This is a genomic window from Paraburkholderia sp. UCT70, from assembly GCF_050434085.1.
GTDB classification, from domain to species: Bacteria; Pseudomonadota; Gammaproteobacteria; order Burkholderiales; family Burkholderiaceae; genus Paraburkholderia; species Paraburkholderia tuberum.
Window position 1 is genome coordinate 1,517,243 of record NZ_JBNPVZ010000002.1, and the last position, 15,777, is coordinate 1,533,019.

12 protein-coding genes and 3 pseudogenes are annotated in these 15,777 nt (G+C 60.6%); 10 read left to right on the top strand and 5 right to left on the bottom strand.

What is annotated here, in order from left to right; translation table 11 throughout:
* Window positions 1–258: 258 nt before the first annotated feature.
* Window positions 259–1,282: pseudogene (locus tag OKW41_RS09330) on the bottom strand (IS30 family transposase).
* A gap of 164 nt (window positions 1,283–1,446) precedes the next feature.
* Between OKW41_RS09330 and OKW41_RS09335 the strand changes: the two are divergent.
* A complete protein-coding gene (locus OKW41_RS09335) occupies window positions 1,447–1,605 on the top strand; it encodes a hypothetical protein (RefSeq protein WP_429572282.1) in 159 nt (52 codons plus the stop codon).
* A 511-nt stretch (window positions 1,606–2,116) separates the two neighbouring features.
* A pseudogene (locus tag OKW41_RS09340) lies at window positions 2,117–3,257 on the top strand (IS3 family transposase); the annotation flags it as partial.
* A gap of 634 nt (window positions 3,258–3,891) precedes the next feature.
* On the opposite strand, the gene OKW41_RS09345 reads toward OKW41_RS09340, so the two are convergent.
* Together OKW41_RS09345 and OKW41_RS09350 are read right to left on the bottom strand one after the other, a co-directional pair.
* Entirely contained in the window at window positions 3,892–5,400 is a 1,509-nt protein-coding gene (locus OKW41_RS09345; protein ID WP_429572283.1) for an integrase catalytic domain-containing protein, read from the bottom strand.
* A 271-nt stretch (window positions 5,401–5,671) separates the two neighbouring features.
* Window positions 5,672–6,307 carry a TetR/AcrR family transcriptional regulator gene (locus OKW41_RS09350; protein WP_429446507.1) on the bottom strand — a complete coding sequence of 212 codons (636 nt, stop codon included), beginning with the start codon at window positions 6,305–6,307 and terminating at the stop codon, window positions 5,672–5,674.
* A 93-nt stretch (window positions 6,308–6,400) separates the two neighbouring features.
* Here OKW41_RS09350 and OKW41_RS09355 point away from each other — a divergent pair, with 93 nt between their 5' ends.
* From OKW41_RS09355 to OKW41_RS09365, 3 genes are all read left to right on the top strand, one after another.
* On the top strand, window positions 6,401–7,174 hold the full coding sequence (locus tag OKW41_RS09355) for an SDR family oxidoreductase (RefSeq protein ID WP_429572284.1): 774 nt from the start codon (window positions 6,401–6,403) through the stop codon (window positions 7,172–7,174).
* 469 nt (window positions 7,175–7,643) lie between these two features.
* Window positions 7,644–7,913 carry a MoaD/ThiS family protein gene (locus OKW41_RS09360; protein ID WP_429446510.1) on the top strand — a complete coding sequence of 90 codons (270 nt, stop codon included), beginning with the start codon at window positions 7,644–7,646 and terminating at the stop codon, window positions 7,911–7,913.
* An 83-nt stretch (window positions 7,914–7,996) separates the two neighbouring features.
* Window positions 7,997–9,145: a WD40/YVTN/BNR-like repeat-containing protein gene (locus OKW41_RS09365; RefSeq protein ID WP_429572285.1), complete on the top strand. Its 1,149-nt coding sequence runs from the start codon at window positions 7,997–7,999 to the stop codon at window positions 9,143–9,145.
* A 240-nt stretch (window positions 9,146–9,385) separates the two neighbouring features.
* Here OKW41_RS09365 and OKW41_RS09370 read toward each other — a convergent pair.
* Window positions 9,386–9,637, bottom strand: a pseudogene (locus OKW41_RS09370) (GNAT family N-acetyltransferase); the annotation flags it as partial.
* A 260-nt stretch (window positions 9,638–9,897) separates the two neighbouring features.
* The gene (locus OKW41_RS09375; protein WP_429572286.1) at window positions 9,898–10,347 is read right to left on the bottom strand and encodes a VOC family protein; all 450 of its coding nucleotides are present in this window, start codon (window positions 10,345–10,347) and stop codon (window positions 9,898–9,900) included.
* A 303-nt stretch (window positions 10,348–10,650) separates the two neighbouring features.
* On the opposite strand from OKW41_RS09375, the gene OKW41_RS09380 reads away from it, so the two are divergent.
* The 5 genes from OKW41_RS09380 (at window position 10,651) to OKW41_RS09400 (ending at window position 15,752) form a co-directional block, all read left to right on the top strand.
* Window positions 10,651–11,184, top strand: coding sequence for a GNAT family N-acetyltransferase (locus OKW41_RS09380; protein ID WP_429446513.1), 534 nt, complete (start codon window positions 10,651–10,653; stop codon window positions 11,182–11,184).
* A gap of 123 nt (window positions 11,185–11,307) precedes the next feature.
* Window positions 11,308–11,607: a hypothetical protein gene (locus tag OKW41_RS09385; RefSeq protein WP_429572287.1), complete on the top strand. Its 300-nt coding sequence runs from the start codon at window positions 11,308–11,310 to the stop codon at window positions 11,605–11,607.
* Between the two features lie 368 nt (window positions 11,608–11,975).
* Window positions 11,976–12,830, top strand: coding sequence for a PA4780 family RIO1-like protein kinase (locus tag OKW41_RS09390; RefSeq protein ID WP_429573375.1), 855 nt, complete (start codon window positions 11,976–11,978; stop codon window positions 12,828–12,830).
* A 668-nt stretch (window positions 12,831–13,498) separates the two neighbouring features.
* Window positions 13,499–13,690 carry a hypothetical protein gene (locus OKW41_RS09395; RefSeq protein ID WP_187639681.1) on the top strand — a complete coding sequence of 64 codons (192 nt, stop codon included), beginning with the start codon at window positions 13,499–13,501 and terminating at the stop codon, window positions 13,688–13,690.
* Window positions 13,683–15,752 (top strand): recombinase family protein, encoded by a 2,070-nt coding sequence (locus OKW41_RS09400; protein WP_187639680.1) that lies wholly within the window; start codon window positions 13,683–13,685, stop codon window positions 15,750–15,752. Before OKW41_RS09395 ends, OKW41_RS09400 begins: the two co-directional genes overlap by 8 nt.
* The last annotated feature ends 25 nt before the right edge of the window (window positions 15,753–15,777 follow it).

Sequence of the window (15,777 nt, forward strand, 5' to 3'; positions counted from 1 at the left end):
CCCTGGAGCATATTGCGGTTATCGACTCGAGTCTGTCATGGCCGCATTCAGATCGGCTGCTCCATCGGGAAGAAGGGATAAGGCCGGAGCACCTCGCGAACATTTCTGGCCAACCGGGATCGCATGATGAACAGTGAAATGAGAGGCGGCTGTCAGTGACGCCGCTGACCGCATCCAGTATCTGCATCGATTGGCCACCGACAATTAGGGCATCGGCTAAACGCTCGGCGGTTTCAAGAGTGAAGCGCAACAGCGGGTTTAATGTTTAGAGCCTTGAGGTTGACTTGCTGAAGCAAGGGTCGCGGCGAAGACCTCGAACGGCGAATGGAAGGCATGAGTTGCACGAGGTCGGCTGTTCAGACTGTCGGCGATAGCGTCAAGTTCGTCCTGACTGTAGACCGAAAGGTCCGTGCCTTTGGGCAGATACTGGCGCAGCAGCCCGTTGGTGTTTTCGCAAGTGCCGCGTTGCCAGGGACTGTGCGGGTCGCAGAAGTACACCTTCACGCCGGTTGCGGCGGTGAGTTCTTGATGCCGCGACATTTCTTTGCCCTGGTCGTAGGTGAAGCTCTGCCGTAATGGCGCGACAATCGAATTGAGTTTGGCGGAGAAGCCGGCCAGCGCTGAAGCGGCGGTGGCATCTTCCATCCTGGCAAGCAGCACCAGACGGCTGGTCCGTTCGACCAGCACGCCTACCGAGGACTGGTTGCCGGCACCCTTGATGAAGTCGCCCTTCCCAGTGCCCAGGCAGCAGTCGGTCTTCGATTTCGGGCGGCCGCACATGAATACTGACCATGTCGGGAATCTGTCCGCGCCGGTCTGTGCCCCGTGTACGCGGCATGCGCGTGCTGTGGCCATGGCGCAAGCACGCAATGAGCTGACGGCGCAGTTCGCCGCGCGGCTGGGCGTAGATAGCCGTGTAGATGGTTTCGTGCGAAACCTGCTGGGTCGGGTCGGTCGGATACATACGCTTCAGTGTGCCCGATATCTGCTGAGGTGACCATTTCCACTCGAGCAGAGTGAGAACGATGCGCCAGCAGACGCTTTGCAGGCAAAGCTTTGGGGGGCGGCGACCCGCGCTGCGGCGTGCGGCACTGAGCGCTTCAGCCGACACGGACGCGTAGCCAGCAGGCAAGCTGTTTCGCGCCAGTTCACGGCTAACGGTGGCTGGCGAGCGACCGAGTATCCGGGCCATGGCCCGGATACTCGAACCCTGCAGATGCAGACTTGCAATGATCAGGCGCTCTTCAGGCTGAAGTTGTTGATACTGAGTTCTTTCGTGCATCGCAACACCTTATACGAAACAGGTGTTGCACTTCAGATTTGAGGCCGCCCTCGCAAAAGGGACAGGGATTCACAAGTACCAGGAACCACATCAGGTATCAGGCGAAAGAGGGTGATCAGCCCGGCTGGGATCTCTACACCGAGATTCCTCAGCCGGACGACGTCGTGTATCTCGAGCTCAACGGAGTAGCCGCTGAAATCACGATGCTCGGCAACATGGAGCGCGGCCCGGGCACGGTGCAGTTGCGCCTGCCGGTCGACATTGCGAAGCAGCTTGGTCTGGTGCCGCCGGTCTGGGAAAAGTCGGACTGGGGAAAGGGGTAGGTCATGCGCAAATACCGGGACAGGACAGTGCGGTAGGTCGCGGCCTGCACATGCTCCCGCTGCGGCCGGCGCATGACGCCGATGACGACCAGTGGGAGTGGTACGAAAACGTGTCGCCCGACTGGCGTGGCTGCTTTGGCCCGGTTTTTCACGACAGCGCCCATATGAGCGTTGACGTTTGCCAGCAGTGCGCCCGCAATACGCTGGGGCCATGGCTGCGTGTCGATCCGCCGTCCGCGCCGGATGGCTCAATGCAAGCCCTGAAGGCTGTCGTGCCCGGACTCGAAGCGCCGATATCTGTCGGCAGGATGAAACTCTGTGGTTTCCACGAGAGCGACTTCCGATGCGGGTCCGGGCGTCGCTCAGACTGCCGATCATGGCTTGCCGTATGTCGCGCCGCATCCCGAACTCACCGTAGACACACGGGGGTGGCTGGCTACCTTCGGTTGAACAAGTTTGAAGTTGACCCGCGAAAACGGACACCTATGCTTTTGATCAGGAGGTGTCGAAAATGGGCAGGCATCGTACCCCATACCCTGTGGAATTCCGGGCTCACATGGTCGAGCTGGTTAAGGCCGGAAGAACGCCTGAGGATCTGGCGCGCGAGTTCGAGCCGACCGAACAGACGATCAACAACTGGGTCGCGCAGGCCGATCGCGATGCGGGTGTGCGTCACGACGGGCTGACCACGGCCGAGCGGCAGGAACTCACACGGTTGCGTCGCGAGAACCGGCAACTGAAGATGGAAAGGGACATTCTCTCGCAGGCCGCGGCCTGGTTCGCGAGGGAGACGGGAGCCGTTCCGCCGAAGGGCGGTACGGATTCATGAGAGCGAACCGGGCCAGGTGGCCCATTGCCACGATGGCACGGCTGCTCAGGGTCTCCGCGAGCGGCTACTACGCATGGCTGGTGCGTGAGCCATCGAAACGCTCGTGTAGCGATGCGCAACTGCTCGAGCGCATCCGCACGCTGCATGCGAATTCACGCGGCACATATGGGGCGCCACGTATCCATGCGCAGCTCGCGTGGGAAGGCGTGCATGTGGGATGCAAGCGGGTCGCACGTCTGATGCACCTGGCCGGCCTGCATGGTGCGAGCCGGCGGCGCTGGCCACACACCACGCGGCAACGCGCGGGGGCTCGGCGCGCTCCGGATCTGGTGCGTCGGCACTTCTGCGCGGAGGCGACAAACATGCTGTGGGTGGCGGACGCCACCTACATCCCGACTGGCGAGGGGTTTCTGTATCTGGCCGTAGTCCTCGACGTGTTCAGTCGCCGAATTGTAGGCTGGGCGATGTCAAGCCATCTGTACACCGAACTGATGCTGCGCGCACTCGCGATATGGCGTTGCTGCAGCGACGCCACGAGGGCGTAATTCTACATTCGGACCAGGGATGCCAATACACCTCTATTGCATTCGGACGGCGCTGCCGCGAAGCCGGTGTGCAACCGTCGATGGGGACGGCCGGCGACGCGTACGACAACGCGATGTGCGAATCGTTCTTCGGCACGCTTGAAGCGGAGCTACTCTCGCGAGAACTCTTTGCGACTCGTGAACAGGCCCGGCAACGCATCTTCTGGTTCCTGGAGGGCTGGTACAACGTACGCCGCTTACACAGCGGCATTGGCTATCGTTCGCCGCTTGAATTCGAAAACCTCAACGTTAAAAGGCAAACCGTATCGCCTTGCGGGTTGTCCACCGGCGGGCAGCGTCATGGTCGTGAGAGGCGACCCGCCGCCCGCCCGTGGACAACCCGCGACTCAACACTCAACGGAGGTTAGATCGCATCAAATCGCAGGCTGCAAATCCGTCCGTCGAACCGGGTCAACCTCAGTTATCGTTATCGCCGAATGGGTCTTCCAGACCGCATTGCCGCCGGTCGCGCAGTTGGGAGTTCAAGCGCAGATAACAAGATGGTCCGATCGTTCATGACGGCGCCTCAGAGACAGCAGTTCGGCCAATGCCGACCTTGGGGCGGGCTGGATTCTACGTCGGCAATGTGATGGATTGCCGACGGTAGCGGCGCCGAGCAGCCGGGCGACAGCTTCCGGCATCGCGAACTCACACTCCCGACCCGTTGCGGACATTTTGCGACCTCTTTCTAAGGTCCGGCATGCGCGCGAAGGCAGTCGTTTGGGCGGCGACAATGACTACGTCCGGTCGTGTTGCCTCACGAAGGAATGTTACCCGACGGATTGTTGTCGTTTCGCTTTCTTTCTTCTCTTCTTTCGTGGTTTGCCGGGCGCGGAGCGCCCGGCCCCCGGCGACTTTCAACTTCTCCGCAACTCACACTGCGGCTGGCGCACCAGCGGACTTTCGCAGGCCGCCCAGAATCAGTTCTTTTACGCGCTCTGCTCGCCACGCCTTGACCCGGCGCTGCAGCGTTCTTAGTTGTGCCTGACTTGCGTACGCCTCTGGAAACATTGCGGCCAACCGATCCATCAATACGTTGGCCGGCACCGAGGGCTCTGCAATCAGCCATCCTTCGATTAGCGGCCACGCGTCGGCGAACGGATCCACCCGACTTCTCCACCAGTGCTTTGCCTTGGGTTGCTTTCGGTGCGTTGGACGTGCCTCACCTTCCTTCCATGCCGAAGAAAGGCTGGCGAGGAAGACGGCAACATCTGATTCGCCAGCCGGCGCTGCTTCAGCACGCACGCCGTGGGCTGCGAAGTCGCTCAATGTCTGCTGAGCCGTTCGCATCTCCTGCAGCAGCCGCACAGGATCCAGACCATTGAACCGCGCCTTCAGTTTCTCTTTGATAGCGGGTTCGACGCTGTCGTGTGCCAGAAGCCGATCGCACGGCGTCGCTGGTGCTAAATAGACCTTGCGTACGCGCGCGCCGTCACGCGTCTTGGACTTCAGCTTGAACGAAGGCTGGAAGAAGTTAATGTATAGCCGCGATGATGCGTACAGCTGCGCCAGCGCGTTCCTGGCATCGACACCGCTCAGCCGGCCATAACCCACCAGCCGCCGCACGACGGCGCCGTTCTTCTGCTCCACCCAGGCCTGATCGTTCTTCTTGTAGGCCCTCGAGCGCGTCTGCACAAGACCGCGACCCTTGCAGTAGTCGAGGACGCTCTGATTCATGAACGCACTGTCATTATCCGAGTCCACTCCAAGCATCGCGAATGGCAGATCGGCAGCCGCTTTCTCAAATCCTTCAATCACCAGCATCTGGTTACGTACTCGCATGGCCACACACTCTGTCCAGCCGGTGGCGATATCAGTCAGCGTCAGGGTGTGGACGAACTCGCCGTCGCTCTTCGAGCCGCCGCAGTGTTCGACCATATCGATCTCGAAGAAGCCCGGTGGCGGATCGCGCCAGTCGGCGAAAGTACGCACCGGAATGCTGCGCCGGATGGCCGAGCCCACACCCGTGCGCCGTTTGCGCTGCCCATCGATGTGCGCACGCGCATTGGCCAGCATGCGATCGATGGTCGCCGCGCTGACCTGAAGGAGTTTGGCCTTGACGACCGGATCCAGGTCGAGATGGTCGTGCCGCTCCATGGCATCAACCAGCTTCGGGATCAGCGCCTTCAGTCGCTTGCCGCAAACCCGGTCGGCTGCTTCCCACAATACCGTCAGCGCCTGGCGTACCGCCTCGTCGTACAGCCGGTTGCGCTCGCCCGTCCCCTTGGCTGCGCCGGGCTCTTCCCGCAACAGCCGAATGGCGTGTTTGCGGTGATACCCGGTCAGAGCCACGAACTCATCGAGAATCCTGATCCGGTCACCGAACGTCGCGCTGCCATACCGCAATTGCAATGCTGCCACCAACTCCTTGCGTGTCGTCATGCTGATTTGCCTCGTCACCTCGTGCCGCTCCCGCCGGACAATCCGACGGGTAGCAAACTACGTGAGGCAACAGGTCAGCGCGAGTTGCAATTCTGATGAGTCAATGCGTGACGCAGCGACAATCACCTCGGCCGACCGGCCAAGATGTTTGTCGGTAAACCGGACTTCCTGCTTGACGCTATCCAAGTCGTTCGCGTATCGATCTCGCTTGACTCCTTGTGGCCGAACCCCAGCGGTACAGCCGTGTCGTCTTTGGTGAAAACCAATGCACTTACGGAACCGGGTTCCGGCGATGACCTTGAGGCCAAGGCCATGCCGACAACGCAATATCAGCCAGCCGCTTCAGTGTTGCCCTGCATGCACGGTCACAGGCTTGCGCCGACATGCCTTGCACAACTGCGCAATAAAAGCGTGCGAGAGCTTCGGTGTCGGTCTCAGGGGCAAGCTCGCCCTCGGCGACGGCACGGTCGAAGCGTGCCTTGATGGCCTGTAGCCCAAGCTCCCGCCGCGCGGCGACCGTCTGGGCGACAGATTCGCTCTTTTCGGCATGTTGAAGAACAGCAGTCGAAATCATGCAGCCGCGCGGCCTTCCCGGGTCGGTAAAGCGTGCTGCGGCGTCGTGCAGGTAGAACGCTATCGCATCGTAGGCCGGCATGTTTCCTTGCAGCGCTTCCAGCCACCGCTTGTTCTCACGCTCGCTGATATGGTCGAGCGCCTGTCTGTAAAGGTCCTCCTTCGAGCCGAACGTTGCGTAGAGGGACGGCGGCGGGATACCCATGGCCAGGGTCAGGTCGGCTATCGAGGTTCCCTCGTATCCATGCTCCCAGAACAGCCGCGCGGCGACATCAAGCCCCACATCGCGGTCCAGCAACCTCGGTCTGCCACGTTTTCGGGCGGGTTCGCTCATTTTATATTGAATACTATAAAAATCATTGACAGGGGGTTTCCAGCACCATTATTGTAACGTTCACTATTCAATTCAACCGAAAAGGAGAGATTGATGTTTGGAAAATTTTCAAGCAAGGTGGCCCTCATAACGGGAAGCTCGCGTGGTATCGGCCGTGCTGTGGCACTGGCCTTCGCGAGAGAAGGAGCCGCGCTCATCGGCGTGCACTACGCCAGCAACGCGGATGCTGCTCACGCGACCATCCGCGAGATCGAGGCCCTCGGATCAAAAGCCGTCGCCATCAAAGCGGACTTGAGTCGCGGGAAGGAAGCAACGGACAGTATCTGGGAGCAATTCAAGGCAGCCGCGATTGCCGCCACGGGCGAGCCTCGGCTTGACATTCTAGTCAACAATGCTGGCGTGGCACCGGCGATTCCCCTGTCTCAGACCAGTGAGTCCGTCTTCGACGAGGTCCTGACGGTCAACTTCAAGGCACCGTTCTTTTTGATCCAGGCTGTTGCCGATCACATCCGCGACGATGGACGAATCATCAACGTTTCGACAGGTTTTACGCGTGTCGCCGCTCCAACACATCCCGCCTACGCCGCGTCGAAAGGTGCCCTTGAAACCCTTACACTGGCGCTTGCCCCAGAATTCGGTCCTCGCGGTATCACGGTAAATGCGGTCATGCCGGGTGTGACGGAAACTGACATGAATGCGGCGTGGATAACCGTACCGGAGGCGCGTGCCGGCGCAGAGGCCATGTCGGTGTTCTCGCGAGTGGGTCAACCTGCCGATGTGGCTGACGTCATCGCCTTCCTTGCATCGAATGAGGCACGCTGGACTACGGGACAGGTGATCGACGCGACGGGTGGTGCCCGCCTCTAACCATTGCGTCCGCTAGATATGAAAGATCGCGCCAGCGCATAAAAGGGGGTGGACGTATGCGTAGGCGCACGACTAAACGAGAGAAATGGCGCGACTCGCTCGCGTCTCCAAGCCGCCACCGTGGGCGAAGCCTTCTGGTGGTGTGCATGGCCCATGCGAGTCCTATTTCATCTCCAGACCATCGGCTCGTCACCTGATGGCAAACAGCCGCGTCAACTACAGTTGCTCGGTGGCAATCGAGTGATCCTGTGACCGGAATCGCGCGGGCTGCGGACATTGGTTTCATGCTCGGCACTGTCCGTTTGTGGCCGATCACCGTCTCATGCAAACGGCATGGACCTCCCGAATTTCGGGCGGCCGCTTCGGTGGCGCAACCTGTCGTCTGTTGTATGGCGATGCCCCGAAGCACCCGGCGGATCGTCTAAACTGAGAATCGACGAACGGGGCATTCCCGCTCGGCTACCCCGCCATGGCGCATATCTTTTTCGCTGCTTCGATTCAACGGCATATCGCAACGCCCGAGCGCGAGATCGACGCGCGCACGCTCGGCGAAGCACTGGAGTCCGTCTTCGCCGCGCAACCTCGACTGCGCGGCTACATCCTTGACGATCAGGGCTCACTGCGAAGGCATCTCGCCGTGTTTGTCGACGGCCGGCCGGTGCGCGACCGACAACATCTGTCCGATGCGCTCGGCGAGGAAAGCCGGGTTTACGTCATACAGGCGTTGTCGGGCGGATAAGAAGGTTCCACTCTTACTCGAGCTTTGCATGGGACCAGAGTAAGCGCTAAAGCGCCAACTCTGGTCGACAGGAGACACTCCACATGAGCGATCGATTGCTTGTTGCAACCCGCAAGGGATTGTTCGTTCTGCAAGCCGACGGCGAGGGCGGCTGGACGCTCGGTGAGCCGTATTTCGTCGGCGAGCCGGTGAGCATGGTGCTGCCTGATCCGCGCGACGGTTCGCTGTATGCCGCGCTCAATCTCGGCCACTTCGGCGTGAAGCTGCATCGCCGGCGCGCGGGCATAGAGGATTGGGAAGAGTGCGCGGTCCCCGTCTACCCGCCGCAGCCTGCCGACGAGACGCATACCGGTGACGGCACGGACACGACCGCGGACAATGCGAGCGCGGCCGTGCCCAGCCCGCCGGCCCCTCCCTGGACGCTCCAGCAAATCTGGTCGCTCGAAACCGGCGGCCCGGACGAGCCGGGCGTCCTGTGGGCCGGCACGATTCCCGGCGGGCTCTTCCGTTCCGACGATGGCGGCGACACATGGGTGCTCAACCGTGCGCTGTGGGATCGCCCGGAGCGCCGAGAATGGTTCGGAGGCGGCTACGACGCGCCGGGCATCCATTCCGTGATGGTCGATCCGCGCGATAGCCGGCACGTGACGATCGGCGTGTCGTGTGGCGGCGTCTGGCAAACCGCCGACGGCGGTGCGACCTGGCGCGTGAGTGCCGAGGGCATGGAGGCCGACTACATGCCGCCGGAGCGGCGCGGCGATGCCAACGTGCAAGACCCGCACCGCGTCGTGCAATGCGCGGCAAACCCGGATGCGCTGTGGACGCAGCATCACTGCGCGATCTTCCGCTCGACCGACGGCGCGGCGCACTGGCAGCGGATCGAAGCGCAGCCATCGAGCTTCGGCTTCGCGGTTGCCGTGCATCCGCGCGAGCCGGACACCGCGTGGTTTGTGCCCGCCGTGAAAGACCAGTGCCGGATCCCGGTGGACGGCCAGTTCGTCGTCACGCGCACACGCGACGGCGGCCGCACGTTCGAGCGTTTCTCGAACGGGTTGCCGCCTGCACCGGCGTATGACCTCGTGTATCGGCACGGGCTCGCTGTAGATGACTCCGGCACGCGCCTCGCAATGGCGTCGACCACCGGCGCGCTATGGACGTCCGACGACGGCGGCGAAAGCTGGCATTTGATTTCAGCGCATTTGCCGCCTGCTTATTGTGTTCGGTTTGGATGAGGGCGCGGGGCGGGCTGGTGAGACATGAAACGCCTACATTGCCATTCATGCGCCGGTCATAGCCTGAATGCGTGCATCGGCGTGATGGATCGATACTTCGAGCCGTACGCGCCGGCGAACCGCTTTGTGTAGTTCGGCTTGTCGCAAGAGACTTTTTGACACTTCGCCGAACGTCTGATCAGCACCAGGAGTCACGCGGACGCCCCTGCGCGAGAGACAGCTTTTGGCGGAGGACGCAGCTCATTCATAGCCCTCTCGTTCACAGAATCGGAAGGCATCTGGGCGCGCATCAAGAAATATTGCGTTCATACCGCGAGCATGGGCTTCGGCTTCTGCAAAATTCATTAACGATCGGCCGGCGCCGCTTCCTCGCGCGGTTGCGTCCACTACCAGATCATCGATATGCAGGTGCGGCCCACGAGCTAATGTATGGACAGGCCGCATCCCGATCACTCCGATAATCCTCTCACCGCGGAATGCTACGACCAGCTCATAGCCAGAAAGCGATTGCCGCCGAACCCGGTCGAGGAATTCGGGTTCGTCAAGGGTACGGAGTTGGACGACGACCGGCTAGGCCAGCGCCCATTCCGTTGGCGATAGTCGTTTGATTTCCACGCCGATTCGTTGTTGTTCAGTCATAGCGTCGAAGATCCATATCTGAAAAGTCGAGATTGATGTATCCAGACGTAGCTGCGGATTTCAACGGTTCGGCAATTCTGAACGGGCGCCTTTCGAGAAGATCAAGAGGCGCCTCAGGGTCGGCCGGAGTCGGTCGTTCGAGCGGCATCGCCAGCATTGGAAGTCCAGCCGGCCGGGGCGACAATTTCGACCTTCATCCGGTCGGGGTCTTCACAGTAGAGGGCATAGTGCTGGGGGCCGCCGGCGAAAGGATGACGATCCTCATAGAGCACGCGATATCCATTTGACTTCACCCATCGCGTTATTTCATCGACTTGAGTTTGAGACGCCGCATGGAATGCAAGGTGGTTCAAACCGACGTTCCTTCTGTCGTAAGCGCCATCGACCTTTTCGACTTGCGTGAACACGAGGTAAGTGCTGTCGCGTATGTAGCTTCTGCCGCCGGCCCAGACCTGATGTTCGCTATATTCGAACTGTTCGAGTAACGGTATCCAGAATCGCAGCGACGTTTCGAGCGATAAAACGTTGATTTCGAGGTGGTGAAGGCTTCCGGGTGCAGCCATATGGATTGTGTTTATCGCGAGGTAAATGACCCTCGAAGTATGGCATGACTGCGGATAACGCAAAACGGCGGATGCTTCTCGTCACTCGTCAATGTGCTCCGCAGATGCATTCCTACGAACGGCTGTTATGGGGCGAGGCCAAAGTCCCTTCAAGGTCGCATCATGCCTTTCGCATGAGACCCCCCCGAAGACGATGGTGGAGCGCGGTCGTGAGACGCAGCGCGGCCAGGATGAGACATTCGACACACGTTTCTGATTCGTCGACAATCGGTGAATATAGACAAACCTCGACGGAAGACTGAGATGATGCTGCGGCCGACAGAAATCCAAATTGAATCAACCCGGCTCTTGATCAAACCGTTCTCGGCCAACGACGCGGATGCTGCGTTCTCGTTCATCACCCCTTCGCTCACCCGTCACATGGCGTGGGAGCCGCCTGCATCCCGGCAGGATTTTGATGGTGTTTGGCGGTCCTGGGTACCGTCGATTGACGATGGGTCAGACTATGTGTTCGCGATACGTCAACGCGCCGACGGGAGTTTCCTTGGGTTAGCCGGGCTTCACCGCGTACGCACCGAGAGCCCGGAACTCGGTATCTGGATTCGTGAAGATCGTCATCGAAATGGGTTTGGTTGTGAAGCTGTGACCCTTGTTGCACACTGGGCAACGCGAACCATTGGTTGTGAAAGCTTTACCTATCCGGTCGCCGAAGAGAACCGTCCCAGCCGGCGCATCGCCGAATCGCTAGGCGGCGTCATTGTGGAAAGCCGCGCGACGCCAAAGTACAAGTCTGTGGTTTACAGAATTCCTCGCCAGCCAGTCGCAACCGAGGTATAGGCGATTCTGCCTATGGACTGGCTTTCGTCGGCCAGGATCGGACGGTCGACTTCACGATCTGGATCGTCGACAATTCCCGCGCAGGTCTGTTGATAACCGGACGCAGGCGCAAGGAAAGAAGCAATGGGACAAAAATTGACCGACAACGAGTTGGCGCTATACAGGCGAGTGGATGAGGTTTTGCACTACGTATGGGACCCGATTGGCATCGCAACCAGTGCAGCGGCGCGCGACGATTATGTCAGGTATCTGCCCAAAGTTTTCGCAATGTTGCAGGAGGGAACGGACGCGTCCTCAATCGCCGCGTGCCTCGACAACGTCGCGACTGAGAGAATGGGTCTGGGTGCAAATCCGCAGCATTCCAAACGCGTCGCCGAATTGCTGCTCGACTGGAAAGCCGAAGTTGATAGGGGTCGGCGTTAATGAATGCGGGGCGGTCTCAGCGACTCGCGGTATCGAGCATGAAGTCGATGACCGTTGTACCGCTAGAAGCTGCCTTTAACATAGCACCGGCTCAAACGTCTGTTCCGGGTCGAGGGCGGTCCGCCGCGGCAAGCGGCGAGCGCCTTGGAGCCGCGGCGGCAATGCATCTGCGCCGGAAGATTTGCGCCGCCTCGTCCTCGCCCTCGCTTATAATCCGGCATGACTCCATCCATTTCCCACGCAGCAAGCTTACGAGCGGGGCCACTGGGCACCCGATTCATCGGTTCGTTCATCGCACATACATCAGCGGGCTATTCGTCATCCACGCACGTGGAGTACACGCCCCGCGAGCCGCACCTGGCGGTCGTATGAAAATGCCCAAACGGCTTGCGCCGCTTCTCGAAGAAGGCCTCATCGACGAAGTCATCGGCCAGTTGATGAGCGGCAAGGAGGCAACAGTCTACGTCGTGCGCAGCGGCAACTCGACGCGTTGTGCAAAGGTCTACAAGGACGCGAAGCAGCGCAGCTTTCGGCAGGCCGCGTCGTATCGGGACGGCCGCAAGGTCAAGAACAGCCGGCAGGCGCGTGCGATGGAAAAAGGGACGCGCTACGGCCGTCAGATGCAGGAAGCCTCATGGCAAAACGCAGAAGTCGACGCGCTGTTCCGGCTCGCCGACGCAGGCGTGCGCGTGCCGCAACCCTATATCTGTACCGATGGCGTGTTGCTGATGGAACTGGTGGTCGACGGGTTGGGTGACGTCGCGCCGCGCCTGAACGACGTCGATCTGACCGAAGCGCGCGCCCTGGAACTGCACGCGCTTCTGCTCAACCAGGTTGTCCGAATGCTCTGTGCGGGCGTGATTCACGGCGACCTGTCGGAATACAACATCCTGCTGGCAGCGGATGGGCCGGTGATTATTGATCTGCCTCAAGCCGTTGACGCAGCCGGCAACAACGACGCGGCTGCGATACTCAAGCGTGACGTCGACAACCTGGCCGCGTACTTCGGACGGTTCGCACCGGAAATACTCACCGCGAGCTATGGCACGGAGATCTGGACGCTGTTTGAAGCAGGCCGACTGCATGTCGATGCCGTATTGACAGGCCACATCGAAGTTGACACGCGAGTTGTCGACCTCGATGGTGTGCTGCAGGAGATCGAAGCGACACGTCTTGAGGAAGACGCGCGATTGCGGCGACAGCAGGAACTGAGCGCAGGCTAGTAACCGCGTTCGATGTCGCCGGAGATGGCACTGAAGAAGAACCTCGTCGTATGTCGCCGTCCGGGCGCCCCATGCGGGTACCCGGCTTCTTCTCTTCAGATTGTGACAAAGTGGTGCCCATCAAATCGGAATGGTGGACATTACTTTGGTGTCTATCTCAGTCACCGCCAGAAGTGGCGCCGTTGGTTCGGACAGTCAGATCGAATTTACAAGTGGAAGCGCCGGGGTCGTCTAGCTGCCGATTTGATCGCTGGCAGCGTCGCGAAGTATGCCTCATCCGGCGTCTGATCGGACAGACTTGAATGGGGCCGTTTCTGGTTGTACAAGCCGTCAACACAACGCCCATATCGGCGAATCAAAGGAGGTTCTCTACCGCTGGCACCCGTGGTACGGGCACACGGTATGGATTTTCACCACGATAGAGAGGAAGAACGCCGAGTCAGTGCTGCGCTGTGGGCGAGAGCCGTTCGACACGGCGGGCTTGCTGGAGGTGCCGCAATGGATGTTCGATCCCGTTGCCTGCTGTCGCATTACCTCGGCAACGTCTCCCGCCGTCAGCTGTGAAGCATTGAGGGAACTGAAGTACCTGTTGGCGCAGGCGCCTGCTGCCACGCCGCGCGGTATGGTACAAGCCGAGCACCATCCTTTGCTCCGTACAGGAGGTGCTGATGCGACGCCAGACAAACCCCCAACCGGGCGGTCAACTCGACCTGTTCCGTCTCTTTCCGAAGACACCACAATGGGAGCACCTGCCGCAAGAGGTCCGGCAGCAGACGGTGCGTTTGCTGGCGCAGCTGCTGCGGCAACACCGTCGCGGGCTGCTCGCCGCCGTACACGAGCCGGAGGTGCGCGATGAGTGACAAGATTCGGGCGCAGCATCTGGCGCGCAAGGCCATGCTGTACGTGCGCCAGTCGTCGGCCTACCAGGTCAGCCACAATCTGGAGAGCCAGAAGCTGCAGTATGCGATGCAGGATCGTCTGCATCAGTTGGGCTGGAACGAGATCGAGGTGATCGACGAGGATCTGGGACGCTCTGCGGCCGGAACGCAAACGCGCACGGGCTTCGAACGGATGGTCGCAGAGGTCTGTCTTGGGCACGTCGGCGCAGTTGCCGCTCGCGAGGTTTCACGATTCGCGCGCAACAGTCGCGAGTGGCAGCAACTGGTTGAGGTGTGCCGCGTCGTCGACACGGTGCTCGTCGATCAGGAGACCGTCTACTCACCGCGGCAGAGCAACGATCGTTTGCTGCTCGGCTTGAAGGGCAGCCTGAACGAATACGAGCTGGATCTGTTGCGTCAGCGTTCGCTCGAAGCTCGTCGGGAGAAGGCCAAACGCGGCGAACTCATTGTCGCGGCGCCGGTGGGTTACTGCAAGACCGAAGACCAGCGCCTGGAGAAGGATCCGGATTTGCGCGTGCAGGACGCCATCCGCTCAGTATTCCGCCAGTTCGGCGCGATTGGTTCGGTGCGTCAGACGTTGTTATGGTTCCTGGAGCACGGCCTGCAGTTGCCGGCATGCATGCCGCGCGGCGAAATCCAATGGAAACGGCCGAGCTACGGCACGGTGTACCGGATCCTGACCAACCCGATCTACGGTGGCACGTATGCCTATGGCAAAACCGAATGCGCGATCCATTACGAGGCTGGGGAACCACGCAAACGTGATCGCCGCAAACCACGGGATCAGTGGCTTGCGCTCATTCCGAATGCCCACGAAGGGTACGTTGACTGGGACGAATTCGAACGGATCCAGTGTGCCATTAGCGGCAACCTGCGTCTGGCCGGACACGCTGGCGCCCCGAAGAACGGTGAGGCCCTGCTGGCGGGACTATTGCGCTGCAGGCGCTGCGCGAGCAAGCTGACGCTACACTACACGGGTAACAGGCACGACGCCTTGCGCTATAGCTGTCATCGCGGCTGGATGGACAAGGGGCAACCGCGTTGTATTGCGTTCGGTGGCACACGCGCGGACGCGGCCATCGCCGAGGCGGTCTTGCAGGTCGTTCAACCGGCGGCAATTGAGGCAGCAATCGTGGCGCGCGAAGAAGAGACCCTGAAGCAGGACGAAGTGCTGGCCGCGTTGCAGCGGGATCTTCAGGCTGCACGCTACGCCGCGCAACGCGCGCAGAAACAGTACGATGCTGCTGACCCCGAGAACCGGCTCGTCGCCGACGAACTGGAGCGGCGCTGGAATCATGCGCTACTACGCGTAGAGGAACTGGAATCGCGTATCGAGCAACAGTCGCGCACATCCGGCCAGATACCGCCTACCCAGCCAGAGGAGTTTGCCGATCTTGCCACTGCATTGGAATCGATCTGGCCGCAGGCCGACGCCCGCCTGAAGAAGCGCATAGTGCGCACCCTGATCCACGAAGTCGTCGTTGACGTTGACGACGCAACGAGCGAAATCGTGCTCGTCATTCACTGGAAGGGCGGAGTACATACCGAGATTCGCGTGCCGCGGCGGCGCCGCGGAGAGAACACTACGCATACGTCACGTGAAGCAATTGATGCCGTGCGCCAGCTTGTCCGTATCTGTCCGGATCTGGTGATCGCCGGCGTACTCAATCGCAATGACCTGCGAACCGGCCGGGGTAACTTCTGGACCCAGGAGCGAGTCACCGCGTTGCGCAGCCACCATCAGATCCCGGTCTATTCGAGCGAACGACGTGCTGCTGAAGGATGGATGACGTTGACCGAGGCATCGGCGTTCATCGGTGTGAGCCCCGGAACGCTCAGGCTCGCAGTTGAGCGCAACAAGATCCCAGCCGAACATCCGTTACCCAACGGGCCATGGATCTTCAATCGCAATTCGCTGACCGGGGACGCAGTTACCGAACTCGTCGGACGGGCTCGCGCACGGCGTGGACACCCCACAATACCAACGACACAACAGGGCTCTCTAGATTTATCAACAACATAGCGAGGTTGGGCAGTATGAAACGCAC

Excerpts from the sequence above, each read along its gene's own strand:
- OKW41_RS09385 (WP_429572287.1), top strand. The coding sequence starts at position 11,308 with ATGGGACAAAAATTGACCGACAACGAGTTGGCGCTATACAGGCGAGTG.
- OKW41_RS09345 (WP_429572283.1), bottom strand. The coding sequence starts at position 5,400 with ATGACGACACGCAAGGAGTTGGTGGCAGCATTGCAATTGCGGTATGGC.
- OKW41_RS09400 (WP_187639680.1), top strand. The coding sequence starts at position 13,683 with ATGAGTGACAAGATTCGGGCGCAGCATCTGGCGCGCAAGGCCATGCTG.
- OKW41_RS09395 (WP_187639681.1), top strand. The coding sequence starts at position 13,499 with ATGCGACGCCAGACAAACCCCCAACCGGGCGGTCAACTCGACCTGTTC.
- OKW41_RS09390 (WP_429573375.1), top strand. The coding sequence starts at position 11,976 with ATGAAAATGCCCAAACGGCTTGCGCCGCTTCTCGAAGAAGGCCTCATC.
- OKW41_RS09375 (WP_429572286.1), bottom strand. The coding sequence starts at position 10,347 with ATGGCTGCACCCGGAAGCCTTCACCACCTCGAAATCAACGTTTTATCG.
- OKW41_RS09380 (WP_429446513.1), top strand. The coding sequence starts at position 10,651 with ATGATGCTGCGGCCGACAGAAATCCAAATTGAATCAACCCGGCTCTTG.
- OKW41_RS09360 (WP_429446510.1), top strand. The coding sequence starts at position 7,644 with ATGGCGCATATCTTTTTCGCTGCTTCGATTCAACGGCATATCGCAACG.
- OKW41_RS09365 (WP_429572285.1), top strand. The coding sequence starts at position 7,997 with ATGAGCGATCGATTGCTTGTTGCAACCCGCAAGGGATTGTTCGTTCTG.
- OKW41_RS09355 (WP_429572284.1), top strand. The coding sequence starts at position 6,401 with ATGTTTGGAAAATTTTCAAGCAAGGTGGCCCTCATAACGGGAAGCTCG.
- OKW41_RS09350 (WP_429446507.1), bottom strand. The coding sequence starts at position 6,307 with ATGAGCGAACCCGCCCGAAAACGTGGCAGACCGAGGTTGCTGGACCGC.